This is a genomic window from Natronobacterium haloterrestre, from assembly GCF_900112205.1.
GTDB classification, from domain to species: Archaea; Halobacteriota; Halobacteria; order Halobacteriales; family Natrialbaceae; genus Natronobacterium; species Natronobacterium haloterrestre.
Genome location: NZ_FOKW01000001.1, coordinates 755,514 through 770,698 on the forward strand (window position 1 = coordinate 755,514; position 15,185 = coordinate 770,698).

The 15,185-nt window shown below is 65.6% G+C and carries 13 protein-coding genes; 9 read left to right on the forward strand and 4 right to left on the reverse strand.

Annotated elements, in window-relative coordinates; all coding sequences use genetic code 11:
- The first annotated feature begins 101 nt into the window (after positions 1-101).
- From BM113_RS03575 to BM113_RS03610, 8 genes are all read left to right on the forward strand, one after another.
- Positions 102-650, forward strand: coding sequence for a DUF7344 domain-containing protein (locus tag BM113_RS03575; RefSeq protein ID WP_245757969.1), 549 nt, complete (start codon positions 102-104; stop codon positions 648-650).
- A 150-nt stretch (positions 651-800) separates the two neighbouring features.
- On the forward strand, positions 801-1,367 hold the full coding sequence (gene hpt / locus BM113_RS03580) for a hypoxanthine/guanine phosphoribosyltransferase (protein ID WP_089785385.1): 567 nt from the start codon (positions 801-803) through the stop codon (positions 1,365-1,367).
- A gap of 437 nt (positions 1,368-1,804) precedes the next feature.
- A complete protein-coding gene (locus BM113_RS03585) occupies positions 1,805-3,745 on the forward strand; it encodes an ABC transporter substrate-binding protein (RefSeq protein WP_218149957.1) in 1,941 nt (646 codons plus the stop codon).
- Positions 3,746-3,792: 47 nt separating this feature from the next.
- Positions 3,793-4,749 (forward strand): ABC transporter permease, encoded by a 957-nt coding sequence (locus BM113_RS03590; protein WP_089785388.1) that lies wholly within the window; start codon positions 3,793-3,795, stop codon positions 4,747-4,749.
- A complete protein-coding gene (locus BM113_RS03595; protein ID WP_089785390.1) occupies positions 4,742-5,788 on the forward strand; it encodes an ABC transporter permease in 1,047 nt (348 codons plus the stop codon). Before BM113_RS03590 ends, BM113_RS03595 begins: the two co-directional genes overlap by 8 nt.
- The gene (locus tag BM113_RS03600; RefSeq protein ID WP_089785391.1) at positions 5,788-6,927 is read left to right on the forward strand and encodes an ABC transporter ATP-binding protein; all 1,140 of its coding nucleotides are present in this window, start codon (positions 5,788-5,790) and stop codon (positions 6,925-6,927) included. Before BM113_RS03595 ends, BM113_RS03600 begins: the two co-directional genes overlap by 1 nt.
- Complete coding sequence (locus BM113_RS03605; protein WP_089785393.1) at positions 6,920-8,416, forward strand: ABC transporter ATP-binding protein; 1,497 nt, start codon at positions 6,920-6,922, stop codon at positions 8,414-8,416. Before BM113_RS03600 ends, BM113_RS03605 begins: the two co-directional genes overlap by 8 nt.
- 138 nt (positions 8,417-8,554) lie before the next feature.
- Entirely contained in the window at positions 8,555-9,121 is a 567-nt protein-coding gene (locus BM113_RS03610; RefSeq protein ID WP_089785395.1) for a DUF7974 family protein, read from the forward strand.
- A 115-nt stretch (positions 9,122-9,236) separates the two neighbouring features.
- Here BM113_RS03610 and BM113_RS03615 read toward each other — a convergent pair whose 3' ends face one another.
- From BM113_RS03615 to BM113_RS03625, 3 genes are read right to left on the reverse strand one after another with little or no spacing between them, the layout of a single operon-like run.
- Complete coding sequence (locus BM113_RS03615; RefSeq protein ID WP_089785397.1) at positions 9,237-10,562, reverse strand: ABC transporter ATP-binding protein; 1,326 nt, start codon at positions 10,560-10,562, stop codon at positions 9,237-9,239.
- Entirely contained in the window at positions 10,555-11,649 is a 1,095-nt protein-coding gene (locus BM113_RS03620) for an ABC transporter ATP-binding protein (RefSeq protein ID WP_089785398.1), read from the reverse strand. Before BM113_RS03620 ends, BM113_RS03615 begins: the two co-directional genes overlap by 8 nt.
- Positions 11,646-12,839 carry an ABC transporter permease gene (locus BM113_RS03625; RefSeq protein ID WP_089785404.1) on the reverse strand — a complete coding sequence of 398 codons (1,194 nt, stop codon included), beginning with the start codon at positions 12,837-12,839 and terminating at the stop codon, positions 11,646-11,648. The genes BM113_RS03620 and BM113_RS03625 overlap by 4 nt, the downstream gene beginning before the upstream one ends.
- Positions 12,840-13,146: 307 nt before the next feature.
- Between BM113_RS03625 and BM113_RS03630 the strand changes: the two genes are divergently transcribed.
- A complete protein-coding gene (locus BM113_RS03630; RefSeq protein ID WP_089785406.1) occupies positions 13,147-14,136 on the forward strand; it encodes an ABC transporter permease in 990 nt (329 codons plus the stop codon).
- 7 nt (positions 14,137-14,143) lie between these two features.
- Here the strand turns inward: BM113_RS03630 and BM113_RS03635 are convergent, their stop codons facing one another.
- Complete coding sequence (locus BM113_RS03635) at positions 14,144-15,124, reverse strand: DUF8054 domain-containing protein (RefSeq protein WP_089785408.1); 981 nt, start codon at positions 15,122-15,124, stop codon at positions 14,144-14,146.
- Between the last annotated feature and the right edge of the window lie 61 nt (positions 15,125-15,185).

Sequence of the window (15,185 nt, forward strand, 5' to 3'; positions counted from 1 at the left end):
ACGACAGCCGTAGCCACGAGGACGGCGAGAGCGAGGCCGATGGAGACAACGGTTCGGCTGCCGCCGGCGGAACCGAGGCCGATGGGTCCCCCACCGATCGCATCCCCGATCTCTCCAAGGGCGAAGTCTTCGAGGTGCTGCGCAACCAGCGCCGACGGTACGTCCTCCACTTCCTGAAGCGGGACGAGCGACCCGTCGAACTCGGCGACCTCGCACAGCAGATCGCGGCCTGGGAGTACGAGACGACCCTCGAGGGCGTCACCCCCGAACAGCGCAAACGGGTGTACACGACGCTCCAGCAGACGCACCTGCCGAAGATGGACGAGGCCGGCATCCTCACGTTCGATTCGGATCGCGGCGTCATCGAGGCGACCGATCGCACCCGCGACATCAGCGTCTACCTCGAGATCGTCCCCGGCCGGGAGTTCGCGTGGCGGGAACTGTACCTGTCGCTGGGCGCGATCAGTTGTGCGCTCGTCGCGGCACTCTGGGTCGGGATCTATCCACTGACGGTCCTGTCGATGCTGACCTGGACGGCGATCATCGCCGTGACGGTTACCGCAACTGCGATCGCTCACATCTACCACGAACGGCACATGCGGCTCGGTCACGGCGAGCAGCCGCCGGAGTTGAGCTACGGCGGGGAGTAACCGTTCCCCCGGGCTGGTTTTCCCTCGAGGCGTTCCCTTCAGGGACGGCGTTCGAGGCGAGTGCGCCGCCGCGTCGCGTGTCGACGGGTATCACGTGGCGACAGCGCCACGTATCGTCAACTTTTACTCCGATACCGACCGACCGACGACATGGATCAACTGAAGCAGTCGCTCCTCGACGCGCCGATCATCGAGAAAGACGGCTACCACTACTTCGTCCATCCGATCAGCGACGGGCTTCCGAAACTCGATCCGGGCCTCCTCCGGGAGATCGTCATCGGAATCATCCGAAAGGCCGAACTCGAGGACGTCGACCGGATCGTCACGCCGGCGGCGATGGGGATCCACATCTCCACGGCGGTCTCGCTGATGACGGACATTCCGCTGACGGTCATCCGCAAGCGCGAGTACGGGCTCGAACACGAGGTCGCGATCTCCCAGAAGACAGGGTACTCCGAGAACGAGATGTACATCAACGACGTCCGCGAAGGCGAGCGCGTGCTCGTGCTCGACGACGTGCTCTCGACCGGCGGCACGCTCGCGTCCGTCCTCGACGCCCTGGACGAGATCGGCGCGGAGGTCGTCGACACCGTCGCCGTCATCAAGAAGGAGGGCGGCGAAAACAAGGTCGACGACGCCGGCTACGACGTCAAGACGCTGATCAACGTCGACGTCGTCGACGGCGAGGTCGTCATCGTCGACGAGACCGGCGACTGACCGTCCCGTCCCGTTCCGTCCCCTCTCGGCCGTCCATCCCGGACGTCGTCCGAAATTAGCGACCGACGCCGATCCAGGCACCCGGAGTGGGTCGAACGTCGCTCCGTCCCGCAAACTCGAGGTCGAGGCCGAGGTCGAGGTTAAGGTCGGGGTCCGACCGACGTCGAAGCCCCGCACCGGCCGGGCGAAGGAACCAGAGTGGACTACCGCGTGGGTACCCTTCCCGCGGACGACTCGCTCGGCACCGTTCGCTCCGTTTTCGTTCGCATACTGGGTTCTATTTGTACACTTCGAGCGTGATTTCTGTCCGGTATCTCATCTAAACGGTAGAAAACAATGGTTCCGTTTGTCGCAGGCGGCGAACGGAGAAAACATAGGGAGTCTCGAACCGGAGAAAAACAATACAACTATAAGGTAGTATTCCCGATTGGGGATTCATGGTGCAGAATAACAATCAGTCGGGACGCGGTATCAACCGACGCCAAGTCCTACAGGGGGTAGGCGGTGCTGGCATCGTCGCAGTCGCCGGGTGCCTCGGTGATGAAGAAGAGGAAGGAGACGCGCCGTTCCAGATTCAACTGGAAGTCAACGCTGACAACGACGACCGCGTTCAGATGGTGGAACTGATCGCGGAGTCGATGGAACAGACCGGTTATTTCGATACTACGATCGAGACCTACGAGTGGAACACGTACGTCGGACGTCTCCTCGACACCGAGTACGCCGACCGCGGCCACATCGCGTGTATCGGCCTGTCGGGGACGTTCAACCCAGAAAGTTTCTGTAACGCCCTCCACCACTCGAGCAACCACGGGCAGTGTTGTAACCTCCAGGGGATCAACGATCCCGAGCTCGACGAGATGATGGACAGCGCCCGGTACGACATGGACGTCGTCGACGACCCCGAACTCCGTGCCGAGCGCTACGACGAGGTCTGGGAGCGACTCGCCGAGAAGCGATACAGCTCGATCACCCACTTCGACCTGCTCGCGCCCGTGATGTCCAACGACCTGCACGGGTACAGCACGTACCCGTTCACGGAGGGCCTGTTCAGTTACGGACTCTACGCGCCCGAGGACGAACAGGTCTCCTGGCTCGACCGCGACAGCGACGCCACGCCGGAGGAGACGGGTCTCGGCGACCTGCAGGAAGGCGGAACGCTCCGGATCGGTGCCGGCGCGAACGTCGATTCCTACGACCCGCCGTACAGCAACGACACGACGTCGACGATGGCCCAGAACTTCGTCTTCGAGCAACTCATTACCTCCGACGCCGACGGGAACGTGTATCCGTGGCTCGCCGAGGACTACGAACTCGTCGAGACCCAGGACATCGACCGGACCGCCTACGAGGAGTACATGATCTCGGTCGGTGCCGACGAAGAAGGCGTCCTCGACACGGACGAGCAGATCATCGTCCAGCACCCCGAAGACGATCCGTTCGGGGACGACGAGGTCCGCGTCCTCACGCCCGAACAGGCCGGCGAGGCCGTCGCGGACGGCACCTTCGGGATGCAGTTCCAGTACGACATCCGCGAGGGCGTCGAGTTCCACAACGGCGAGGAACTCACCGCCGAACACGTCGTCCGCTCCTACGAGCGCTACGAGAACTCCGACCTCTCGGCCCAGACGTTCGACTCCGCGCTTTACGTCGAGGAAGTCGACGACTACACCGTCAACATCTACGCGCAGGTTCCGGACGCCGAGGCCGAGCGGGAACTCCCCGCCGTCTACATCCACTCGCTGGAACAGGTCGACCTCGAGGGCGGCGACCTGGACCCGCGACAGGGTAACGAACCCATCGGTACCGGCCCCTACGAGTTCGAGGAGTTCGTCGACGAGCAGTACGCCGAGTACTCCAAGTTCGACAACTACTGGACCGAGGAACTCGGCGTGGACTCGATCGACTGGTTCGACGGTCCCTCGGAGTTCCCCGACGGTCCGGTCATCGAGGAGATCGAGTTCGAGATCGTCCCCGACGACGCGACCCGCTCGGGTGCGCTCCAGAACGAGGAGATCGACGTCACCTACGGACTCGCGACGGCGACGCTTGACGACTTCGAGCAGTCCGACGGCTTCTTCATCGATTCCGTCGAGACCGGCGGCTACGAGTACATCCAGTACCCGGTCAACGTCGAGCCGTGGGACGACGAGCGACTCCGCAAGGCAGTCAACCACCTCGTCCCGCGAGAACGGATCGTCGAGAACGTCCTCAACGGCTGGGCTCGACCGGCCTGGACCGACATCCCGCAACTCGCCGAGGAGGCAGGGACGGCCGACCCCGAGGCGCTCGAGCAGGAGATCAAGCCGACCAACGAGTACGATCCCGAGCGCGCGGAAGAGCTGCTCGATGAGGTAGTCGAAGAGTACGACCTCTAAGGTCGAAACCGCCCGCTATCCCGTAATTTCGTACGTATGTATCCATCATGAGTTTACGACGTTTCATACTGAAACGGTTCCTCTCGATCATACCGATACTGTTCGGTGTATCGGTCATCACGTTCGCGCTCGTTCATCTAACACCGGGTGATCCGATCAGCCAGATGGTCGGGTTGAATCCCGATATGACGGCCGCCGACGAGGCACGCCTCCGGGCTCGCTACGGGCTCGACGGTCCGATCTGGCAGCAGTACCTGACGTGGATGGAGAACGTCGTCGTCGGCGATTTCGGTGAGGAGATCAGTACCGGACGGGACGTCACCGAGATCATCATGACGCGACTGCCGGAAACGATCGTGCTCGGCCTGTTCGGCTGGGCGTTCGGACTGATCATCGCCATCCCGTCCGGGATCTACGCGGCGGTCAACAAGGACAAGCTCGGCGACACGATCAGCCGGTTCCTCGCCCTGTCCGGCATCTCGATCCCCAACTTCTGGCTCGGGCTGATGCTGATCCTGATCGGGTCGCTGTGGCTCGGCTGGTGGAACGTGTTGCCCCCCTCGCGGCAGCCGCTGTACCACCCGGACATGCTGTGGTACCTGCTGCTCCCGGGGATCACGATCGGGACTGCGTCGGCGGCGTCGATCATGCGCGTCATGCGCACCTCGATGGCCGAGGAGATGAACAAGGAGTACGTGACGGCGGCCCGCGCGAAGGGACTGCCCGAGCGGTCGGTCGTGCTCAAGCACGTCCTCCGTAACTCCCTGATCTCGGTCGTTACCCTCGCGGCGACGCTGACCGCAAGCATCGTCTCCGGGTCGGTCGTCGTGGAGTACGTCTTCAACTGGCCGGGTCTCGGCATGGAGTTCGTCGAGGCGATCAACGGTCGAGAGGTCAATCTCATCATGGCGATCACCCTGTTTTTCGGGGTTACTATCATCATCGCGAATCTGGTAGCAGACATCATGTACGCGGTACTCGATCCGAGGATCAGATATGACTAGGAAGATTTCCGCAGAGCGTGGCCGGATCCAGATCAGCGGTTTCGACGCGGAGAAAGTCGAACAGCGCGAACCGCTTTCGGACTGGACCGAAGAGTCCGGCGACGAGACCCAGACGCGGTGGCAACGGGGCTGGGAACGGTTCAAACGGAACCGAACCGCGCTGATCGGCCTCGCTGTCGTCGCCTTCCTCTCACTGGTGGCGATCTTCGCGCGGCCGATCTCGGTGATGGGGACGACCGTCCAGCCGTTCTCACTCGCCCCGTACGATCCGGCGGCGATCCTCTACCTTCAGGATCCCTCGATCGGCGTGTACGACCCGCCGTCGTCCACGAACTGGATGGGGACGGACGCGTCCGGCCGGGACCTGTTCTCCCGGCTCCTCTATGGCGGCCGATACAGCATCTCGATCGGGTTCATCGTCGTCGTGATCACGGCATCGTTCGGCACGATCTACGGTGCCGTGTCGGGGTACTACGGCGGCTGGACCGACGAGATCATGATGCGTATCGTCGACACGATCTTCGCGTTCCCGTTCCTGGTCATGGCGCTGGTCATCGTCGCGATGCTCGGCGGTGGCTACTGGCAACTCGTGCTCGCGTTCTCGCTTGTCGGCTGGGCGAGCTACGCCCGTCTGATCCGCGGCGAGGTGCTGAAGGTCAAGGAAAACGAGTACGTGATGGCCGCCAAGGCCCTCGGTGCACGCGACAAATCCGTGATCTTCAGACACATCGTTCCGAACGCGATGCCGCCGTTGCTGGTCGTCGCGTCGCTGAACGTCGGGACCGTCGTGATCGGCGTCGCGGCGCTTGGCTTCCTCGGCTTCGGGATGCCCCCGGGCAGCGCGGAGTGGGGGACCATGCTCGACCAGACCCGCGAGACCCTCATTCAGGGTCCCGACGGCACGATCCCCTGGTGGGCGACGGTGTTCCCAGGCATGGCTATCTTCATGTTCGTGATGGCGATGAACATGATCGGTGACGGAATCAACGACGCGCTCGACGCCCAGGAGACGGGCGCGGGTCAACAGGGTGGTGCCTGATGTCGCTGATCGAAGTCAACGACCTGACGGTCAAGTTCTACACGAAGGAGGGCGTCGTCACCGCCGTCGACGACCTCTCCTACCGGATCGAACGCGGAGAGAAGTTCGGCGTCGTCGGCGAGAGCGGGGCGGGCAAAAGCGTCACCGCGCTCTCGCTGATGCGGCTCATCGAGAGTCCCGGACGGATCGAGAGCGGCGAGATCCTGTTCAAGGGCGAGGACCTCCTCCAGATGAGCGAGGAGGAGCTCCGAGAGATCCGGGGCAACGAGATCGCCATGATCTTCCAGGACGCCCAGACCGCACTCAACCCCGTCTACACCGTCGGAGAGCAGATCTCCGAAGCGATCAGACACCACCTCGATTACGACGACGAGGAGGCCAAAGAACGGACGATCCAGCTGCTCGACCGCGTCGGCATTCCGGAGGCCGAAGCCCGGTACTCCGACTACCCACACGAGTTCTCCGGCGGGATGCAACAGCGTGCCGTCATCGCGATGGCGCTGTCCTGTGATCCCGACCTGTTGCTCTGTGACGAGCCGACGACGGCCCTCGACGTCACGATCGAGGCCCAGATCCTCGAGGAGATCGAGGAACTCGCCGACGAGTTCGACACCGCGATCCAGCTGATCACTCACGACCTCGGCGTCGTCGCCGAGGTCTGTGACCGCGTGATGGTGATGTACGCAGGGAAGCCGGTGGAGAAGGCACCGGTCGAGGATCTCTACTACGATCCCAAACACCCCTACACCGTCGGCCTGATGAGTTCGATTCCCCGGATCGGGGACGAACGCGAGCGGTTGCAGACGATCCCCGGCACGATGCCGGACCTCGTCGAACTCCCCTCCGGCTGTAGCTTCCATCCGCGATGTCCCTTCGCCGAAGAAGCCTGCACCCGGAAGGAACCGCCGCTGCTCGACCCCGAGACGGGCGAGCCCGAACGCGGCCTCGAATCGCCGACCGAACACACCGCCGCCTGTCTCGAGTACACGGGAGCGCTGAAGGAGGGGGTCGATTACTCGGTCGAGATTCGCGATCCGGACGCCGACGACGATACGGAAGCCGCAGTCGCGAACCCGAACGCCAGGTCGCACCGTCGGACCGAATCCAACGCGAACCCGGAGAGTGAAAGCGATGACTAGACCGAACGAGACGCCCCTGTTGCGGGCCGAGAACCTGGAGAAGTACTACGACAGCAGTAGCGGAGTCATCGACAGCATCCTCGGCCGGACCCAGTGGGTCAAGGCCGTCGACGGCGTCGACCTCGAGCTCTACGAGGGCGAGACCCTCGGCGTGGTCGGGGAGAGCGGCTGCGGGAAGAGTACCCTCGGCCAGACCCTGCTCCGGCTGATCGAGCCGACCGACGGCTCGGTGTACTACCAGGAGGCCGTCGACCGTCGCGAGGGACCGGGCCAGCCCGACCGCGAGGAGGTCGATCTGACCGAGATCTCGAGCAGTCGGCTCCGGGACCTCCGGACCGACCTCCAGTACATCTTCCAGGACCCGTTCTCGAGCCTGAACCCGCGGCTGACCGTCGGCGACATCATCGGGGAGCCCCTCGACATCCACGACATTGCCTCCGGTCAGGAGCGAACCGAGCGCATCTACGACCTCCTCGAGACCGTCGGCCTGAACGCCAGTCACGCACACCGCTACCCCCACGAGTTCTCGGGGGGACAGCGGCAGCGTATCGGCATCGCCCGCGCGCTCGCGGTCGACCCCGAGATCATCATCTGTGACGAACCGGTCAGCGCGCTGGACGTCAGCGTGCAGGCCCAGATCCTCAACCTGCTCGAGGACCTCCAGGAGGAGTTCGGCCTCTCGTACATCTTCATCGCTCACGACCTGAGCGTGGTCGAACACATCTCCGACCGGATCGCGGTGATGTACCTGGGTGAGTTCGCGGAGGTCGGGACGACGGAGGAGATCTTCTCGCCGCCGTACCACCCGTACACGGAGGCGCTGCTCTCGGCGATTCCGGAACCCGACCCGCTCTGGGAGGGCGACCAGATCCTCCTGCCGGGGACGGTTCCGTCCCCGCTGAACCCGCCCTCCGGCTGTCGGTTCCACACCCGGTGTCCGCGGATCATCCAGCCAGAGGAGTACGACCTCGAGCAGGACGTCTGGCGTTCGATCGTCGACTTCAAGCTGCGGCTTCAAGAGACCGAGAACGTCGAGTCGGTGACCGCGATCGCCGAGGAGAACGGCTCCGGGAACGGAGCCGGGCTCGAGGAGGGCGAGGATGCCGAACGGATCGATCCGACGACGATCTCCGGCTCGGAGTTCGACGACCTGGTCCGCTCGGAGTTCGACCTCCCCGACACCGTCTCGGACCGCGAGGCGGAGTTGGTCCTCTCCCAGACGATCGACGAACTCCACGCCGGCAACATCGAGGACGCGCGCCAGCGGATGAACTCGGCGTTCGTCTCGCCGTGTGAGAAGTTCAGTCCGGACCGGATCCCGATGGGCGACACCCACGAGATCTCGTGTCTGCTGTACGACGAGGAGTTCGCCGACCGCGGGGAACGACGGGATCGGCGGCTGGGAACGGGCACGGGTACGGGCACGGGCACAGGCTCTAGGGGCTCTGGCTCGAGCGACGAACCCGGTGACGCCATCGCCGACGACTGATCGGAATCGATCAGGGCGGTTCCTCGAACCCTAACTCCGACCCGCGATTTCTCGAAGAGCGTCCAGATGCCCGAGTACGGGCTCGAGACGGCCGACACGATCCGAACGTTTTAGTTTTCGCCGCCCCTGCTTGCACCAGTGCGCCGGATCTACGAATCGGATGCGCTCCACAGGGACGACGAGCCGTTTACCCCCCGCGAGAAGGACTCGTCGTACAAGATACAGGCGATGCGGTCGGTCGATTCGACCGCGTTGAGCCGGCGAGTACTCCCACAGGGCCTGCGACACCGTGCGGTGTCGGTGACGGTATCGACGCCCCAGGAGGAGTACGCCGTCGGCGAGCCGATCCCGTTCCGCGTGACGCTTCGAAACCCGCTTCCGGTCCCGGTTGCCATCCCCACGCGCTCGCCGCTTCTCTGGGCGTGGAAGGTCGACGGCTTCGCGGAGGCCGCAGAGATCCAACTCCACGATCCGCCGGACGAGGAGGGCGAACTCGTCCTCGATCGCGGCGAACGAAAGCGAGTAACGAAACGCTGGGATCAGCTGTTTCGGGTCTCGGATTCGGAGTGGGAGCCGGCCGAGCCCGGGGAGCACACGATCAGCGCGGAGATCAACGTCGAGGACCCGGTCGGGAAGGGACTCGCAGGGGAGACGACGGTTCGTATCGTGCCGGAGGAGGAGGCCGAACGAACCGAAACGGAGTGATCCGCGAACGTCGCTTTGGCGCATCTAAAGGCTCCATTCTCGTCGTTCCACCCTCGAGGTCGAGGCTGCTACCTGCCTTTTACTACATACGATCCTCGATCGCCGGCTGCACCCATCAACCGTCGGTCTCGAGCGTTCGCGACGACGAGCGCGGAGTCGCCTCGACGGCCGAATCGTACCGGTGACACCGGACCTGGCGCTCGTGTCGGTCTCCGTCGGCTGGCGATTCGCGCCCGCATACCGTCGGGAACGCCTCCGCGAGGGTATCGGTCGCAGCATCGAGGTCACCGCGGGCGATCGCCTCGGCCGCGGCGGCGACGCCTTCCTCGGCACGGTCGTCCGGGAGTTCCCCGGGGAGATCGAAGGCCTCCCGAACCGTCGTCTCGTCGATTCCTGGCTCCGGGTCCTCGGTCCCGCGGGCGGCGTCGATTTCCGGGGGTAGCTCGCCGGTCCGGACGGAAAACCGGAAGGCTGCGACCGTTCGCCAGAGATCGGGCTCGAGGTCGACGTCCGCGGGGGCGATCACGTCGGGACAGCGCGGATGGAACCGACAGCCGGCGGGCGGATCGCTCGGTTCGGGAACGGAATCGGTCAGCGGCCGGGCTAGTTCCCGATCCGAGGGATCGAGGCTGGGAACCGAGCCAAGCAGGACGCGAGTGTACGGGTGGGCGGGATCGTTCAGCACCTCCGCGGTCGGCCCGCGTTCGACGATCTCGCCGAGGTACATGACCGCGAGCCGGTCGCAGAACTGCCGGACGACGTCGATGTCGTGGCTGATGAACAAGACGGCGACGTCGAACTCGCGACGGACGTCGTCGAGCAGGGCGAGCACGTCGGACTGGACGCGGCCGTCGAGCGCGCTGGTGGGTTCGTCGGCCACGATCAGGTCCGGGTTGAGCACCAGCGCCCGCGCGATGGCGATGCGCTGTTTCTCGCCGCCGGAGAACTCGTGGGGGTAGCGGTCGGCATCGTCCGCCGCGAGGCCAACTCGCTCGAGGAGGTCGGCGACGATCCGCCGGCGCCGCTCGGCGTCGTTCATTCCGTGGAGGGCAAGCGGTTCGGCGACGGCCTCGCCGACCGTCATCCGGGGGTTGAACGCGTCGTTCGGGTCCTGGACGATCAGTTGCGCGCGCCGGCGGAACGCCCGGAGGTCGGCCCCGGACAGGTCCGTGACCGACTCGCCGTCGAACCGGATCTCGCCGCCGGTCGGCTCCTCGAGGCGCAACGCGGACAGCGCCGTCGTCGTCTTGCCGCTGCCGGACTCGCCGACCAGGCCGAACGTTTCGCCGCGGTCGATTCGGAAGCTCACGCCGTCGACGGCGCGGACGCGGCCGACCTCGCGCCGGAGGAATCCCCGCGTGATCGGGAAGTGGGTCTCGAGGTCCTCGACCTCGAGGAGGGGGTCGGAGCGCTCGTCGGCCCCGCCGATCCGTTCACTCACGGCTCTCACCTCCCGGTCCGCCGAGCAGTCGACGTTCGTTTTCCACCGTCGGGTCGCCGATCGTCGCCGGGTCCCGTTCCGGGCCGTAGTAGACGCAGGCGGCCCGGTGGGCGTCCCGGCTTTCGACGGGGTGGAAGGCGGGCTGATCGCCGCCGGCACAGTCGTCGACCGCGTGGGGACACTCGCCACGGAACCGGCAGCCGTCGCCCGGGATCGCCCCTCGAGCCGAGCGATCGTCCCGGCGGGAGACGCCGTCGTAGCTTGCCATCAGTTCGCGGGTGTAGGGGTGGGCGGGGCGATCGAACAGCTCTTCGACGGGGCCGCGTTCGACGATCGTTCCGCCGAACATGACGAGGACGCGGTCCGCGAGCGCGGCGACCACCCGGAGATCGTGGGTCACGAGCAGGAGGGACATCCCGCCGTCGATCAGTTCCCGGAAGAGTTCGATCAGCCGGGCCTGGACGGTCACGTCGACGGCGGTCGTCGGCTCGTCGGCGATCAATAGGTCCGGGTCGGCCGCGAGCGCGATGGCGATCGCCACCCGCTGTTGCATCCCGCCGGAGAACTCGTGGGGATAGTCGTCGACGCGCGCGGCCGCGTTCGGGATGCCGACCCGCCCGAGGAGTTCGATCCCCCGGTCGACGGCCTCGCGTTCGGAGACGGTCTCGTGGATCGTGATCGCCTCGACGAGCTGGTCGCCGACCGTGTAGACCGGATCGAGCGCACTCTGGGGGTTCTGGAAGACGTGGGCGATGTGGCTCCCGCGGATCGCCTGAAGATCCGAGTCCTCGAGTTCGAGCAGCGAGTTGCCGTCGAAATCGACCGTGCCGCCGACGATCTCGGCCGGCGGTTGGGGGACGAGTCCGGTCAGCGACTGGCAGGTGACGCTCTTCCCGGAGCCCGATTCGCCGACGAGACAGACGGTCTCGCCGCGGTCGATCCGGAAGCTCACGCCGTCGACGGCACGGATGGGGTCCCCCTCGGTGGTGATGTGTGTTCGGAGGTCCCGAACGGTCAGCAGGGGCTCGCGGTCGCCGCGTCCCAGCGCGTCGGTACCGTCCGTCGTATCGTCGGTGTGAAGCGTCATGTGTTCTGTCGGGGATCGAGCGCGTCGCGAAGCCCGTCGCCGACGAGCTTCAGCGAGGCGAGGGTCAGTGTCAGCGCGACTGCAGGCAGGGTCGAGACCCACCAGATCTCGTGGGCGGCCATCCTGAGCCCGACGCCGGTCACCGGCGGGTCGAGCCCCTCCTGGATCGTCGAGCCCCACGAGTAGAGTTCGATGTCGTGAAAGCCCAGGAACGCAACCCCGGCCTCGACCAGTACGAGCAGCGCGAGCAGGTGGAAGATCGCCGGGACGAGCGTGTTCGTGATGTTCGGCACGATGTGGCGTTTCGCGATGTACACCGGCGATGCGCCCAGGCTGCGGGCGACCAGTACGTGGCCGTCCTCGCGGCGCTGTAACGTCTCGCTCCTGACGAGGCGGGCGATCCCGCCCCAGCTGAGGAGGCCGAACATCACGAGCAACAGGAGCAAGGAGGCGTTCCAGTACATGTAGCCGATGAAGAACGCGACGATCGCGGGCACGCACAACTGGACGTCGATGTAGCTCGTCAGGAAGTCGTCGATTCGGCCCCCTCTGAAGCCAGCCACGACGCCGACCGTCGATGCCAGCGGGACGATAAACGCGGCGGTAAAGACGAGCACGTAGAGGGTTATCCGTGCGCCTTCGACGAGCAGGTACCCCATCGGGTGACCCCGATGGTTCGTTCCTAGCGGATACGAGAGCGAGCCCTCGCAGTAGCGCGTGATCCCTTCACCCTGGTGGATCTCGCCGAGACACTCGGCGTGCCACCCGGCCTGGCTCGCGAAGCCGTAGGGGGCGTGGAGCCGGTGAGCGAACGACAGTTCCGGCGAGCCCAGAATCAGGGAACCGAAGATACCGACCAGCGACAGCGCAGCGAGGAATCCGGCGGCAGCAGCGTGAATCGGCCGAGAGACGAGCCTCGAGATGATCCGACGGGTCACCTCGGGCCGTCGCACGGCCGGGACGCCCACGAGCGATCCCAGCACGACGAGCCCCAGGAGGATCACCCAGTCGATGCGCTCGAGGTGCCACCCGAGCGAGACGATGCCGGCCGTCTCGAGGGTATACAGTGCGGCAAATGCGAGTAGACTGACCGCGACCGTGGCCCTCGTCGACGAGAGGGATCGGCCCGAGCGGTCGATCTCCTCCCAGTCGACCCGCTCGAAACGGTGTGTATTGTCAGTATCACTCATGGAGGGCGGATGATCGTAAACAGATACCACCATATAATAAAAGTTCGCCCAGTATCGGTGCGGAAGTCCGGGAACCGATACGTTTTTTGTAGGTCCGTTGGTACCACGTCCCATGATTCCCTCCCGGCTCCGACCGGATCGCGTCGGACCGCAATCGCGCTCGATCGGACCCGTCGATCCGTCCGCCCTACGGTGGTCTCGGGGTTCGAATCCCCGATCCCGCCCCCGTTCGGGCCGCTGTGAGTATCGAACTGCGGCGCGGCCGACCGTCGCGACCGGCCGCCCCGTCCCCGCGAGGTGAGTGGAGATGGGGTTTCTCCGGGTCGTCGCGAAGCGGTTCGCCATGGGGTTCGTCGCCGCGTGGACCGTCCTGACAGCCGTCTTCGCCGCGTTCACGATGAGCCGCGACTGGGTCGCCGAAGGCCTCGAGGGGCGAATGCGGTACGTGGGGGCCGATGAGGCCGAGATCGAACGCGCGATGGAGGAGTACCTCGCGACCCACGGGCTGGATCGACCGCTCTGGCAGCAGTACGTGGACTGGATGGGCAACATGCTCACCCTCGAGTGGGGAGAAGCGTTCTTCCTCAGTTCCGATGGCGGAGCCGGCTCCCACGCGGCGGTCCTGGGATCGGGCGATCCGGTGCTCTCGATGGTGATGGACGCGACCGTGCGGACGGCGATGTACATCCTGCCGGCGATCGGCCTCGCGATCGCGCTCGGTCTCGTCGTCGGCGTCTACGCCGCGTTGCATCCCGAGAGTCGACTCGCCAACGCAGGGCTGTCCACGGCCTACCTCTGTTTCGCCGTTCCGAACTTCTGGATCGGCGGGATGTTGGTCTCGCTGCGCGGCACCGAGGCGGTGCCGAACTCGGCGCTTCTGTTCGATCACGCCCTGCCGATCGCGCTCACCGCGACGACCCTGCTCGGCGGCTACGTGAGTTACTCGCGGGCCCACTCGCTCGAGTACGCGTCCGCCGACTTCGTGACCCTGGTCGAGGCCAAGGGTGCGGGGAGCCTGCGGGTGGCGAAGCACATCGTCCGCAACGCGGCGATCCCTCTCTTCTCGATGCTGTTTACCGAGGCGCTCGCGTTGCTCGTCCTGGCCGTCTTCGTGATCGAGTCGCTGTTCGGAATCGGCGGTTTCGGCCGTCTCCTCTTCGACGCCGTCCACGCGCGGGACCTGCCGGTCGTCCTCGGGTGTACCCTCGTCATCATCGGCGTCGGCATCGCGGGCAACGTCGTCCAGGATCTCGCGTACAACAGCCTCGATCCGCGGGTCGATACGGGGCGGCGGTAACCCTTCGTCAGGGCTGGACGCCGCCGTCGCTGTCCTGTCCCCTGATTTCGGTCGGGTCGAACTCGAGCAGGGGCTCCCCGCAGTCGCGACAGCCGAGCGCGAGCACCTCGTAGGCGCGACAGCAGGACTCGACCGTCTCGTCGTTCAACTCGATCGCGCCGCCACACTGGGGGCAGGCGTCGTGGAACGACCGGAGCGCCTCGAGCAGTTCGACGCGCTGTCCTCGCGGCACCGTCTCCCAGCGGTCCGTCCAGGCATCCAGGGCCTCGTGGGTCGCGAGGTCGGCGATCAGCGCCGCGTCCCCGGGCCACTTGTGGATTCGACGACCGACCTCGATAGCGGGGTACTCGCGGTCTTTGACCTCGACGGCCGCGGACTCCGCGCCGAACAGGTCGGCGACTGCGGCCGGGTCCGGGTCGCCGACGTGATCGGCGTGGCGGTCGATCGCTCCCTCGAGGCGGTCGGCGAACCCGTCAGTGAGACAGAGGTCGTCCGCGTCCTCGCAGGGTTCGACGACGTCGACCTCGAGGAGGAACGTCTCGGGATCGACCGCCTCCTCGCGGTGGCGCTCGAGTTCCTCGAGGGTTTCCCACTCCTCGTCGTCGGGATCGCCGGCGTCGCTCTCGGCCGCGGCGTTCTCGACCGGCGAACCGTTTCCGGACTCGGTCCCGCCGGAAGCCGTCGAGGCGTTCGCCGCCCGCGTCTCCTCGACCGGATGCGGCCCCTTGTCGAACAGCGCGAGGACGCGATCGGGGAAGTACCGCTTGGTGAGCGTCGGCGTCCCGGGGACGAGATACCCGCGAAGGTAGATAGCGAGCAGCGAGGCGACGAAGGCGACGGCCCCTACGCCGGCGGAGACGACCGCGAGCAGCGCGCTCGCGACGGCCGCGATGACAATGTTGACCGCGGTACACGGGAGACAGCGATTGTCGCCCGTATACTCTGGGTTCCGAAACCGCTCGAGGAGCGACGTGGGCTGGCCTGACATACCCCGGCGTTGGAACTCGGGGGTGAAAACAGGTGTGGGATCGTGAGACATTCCCGGGAAA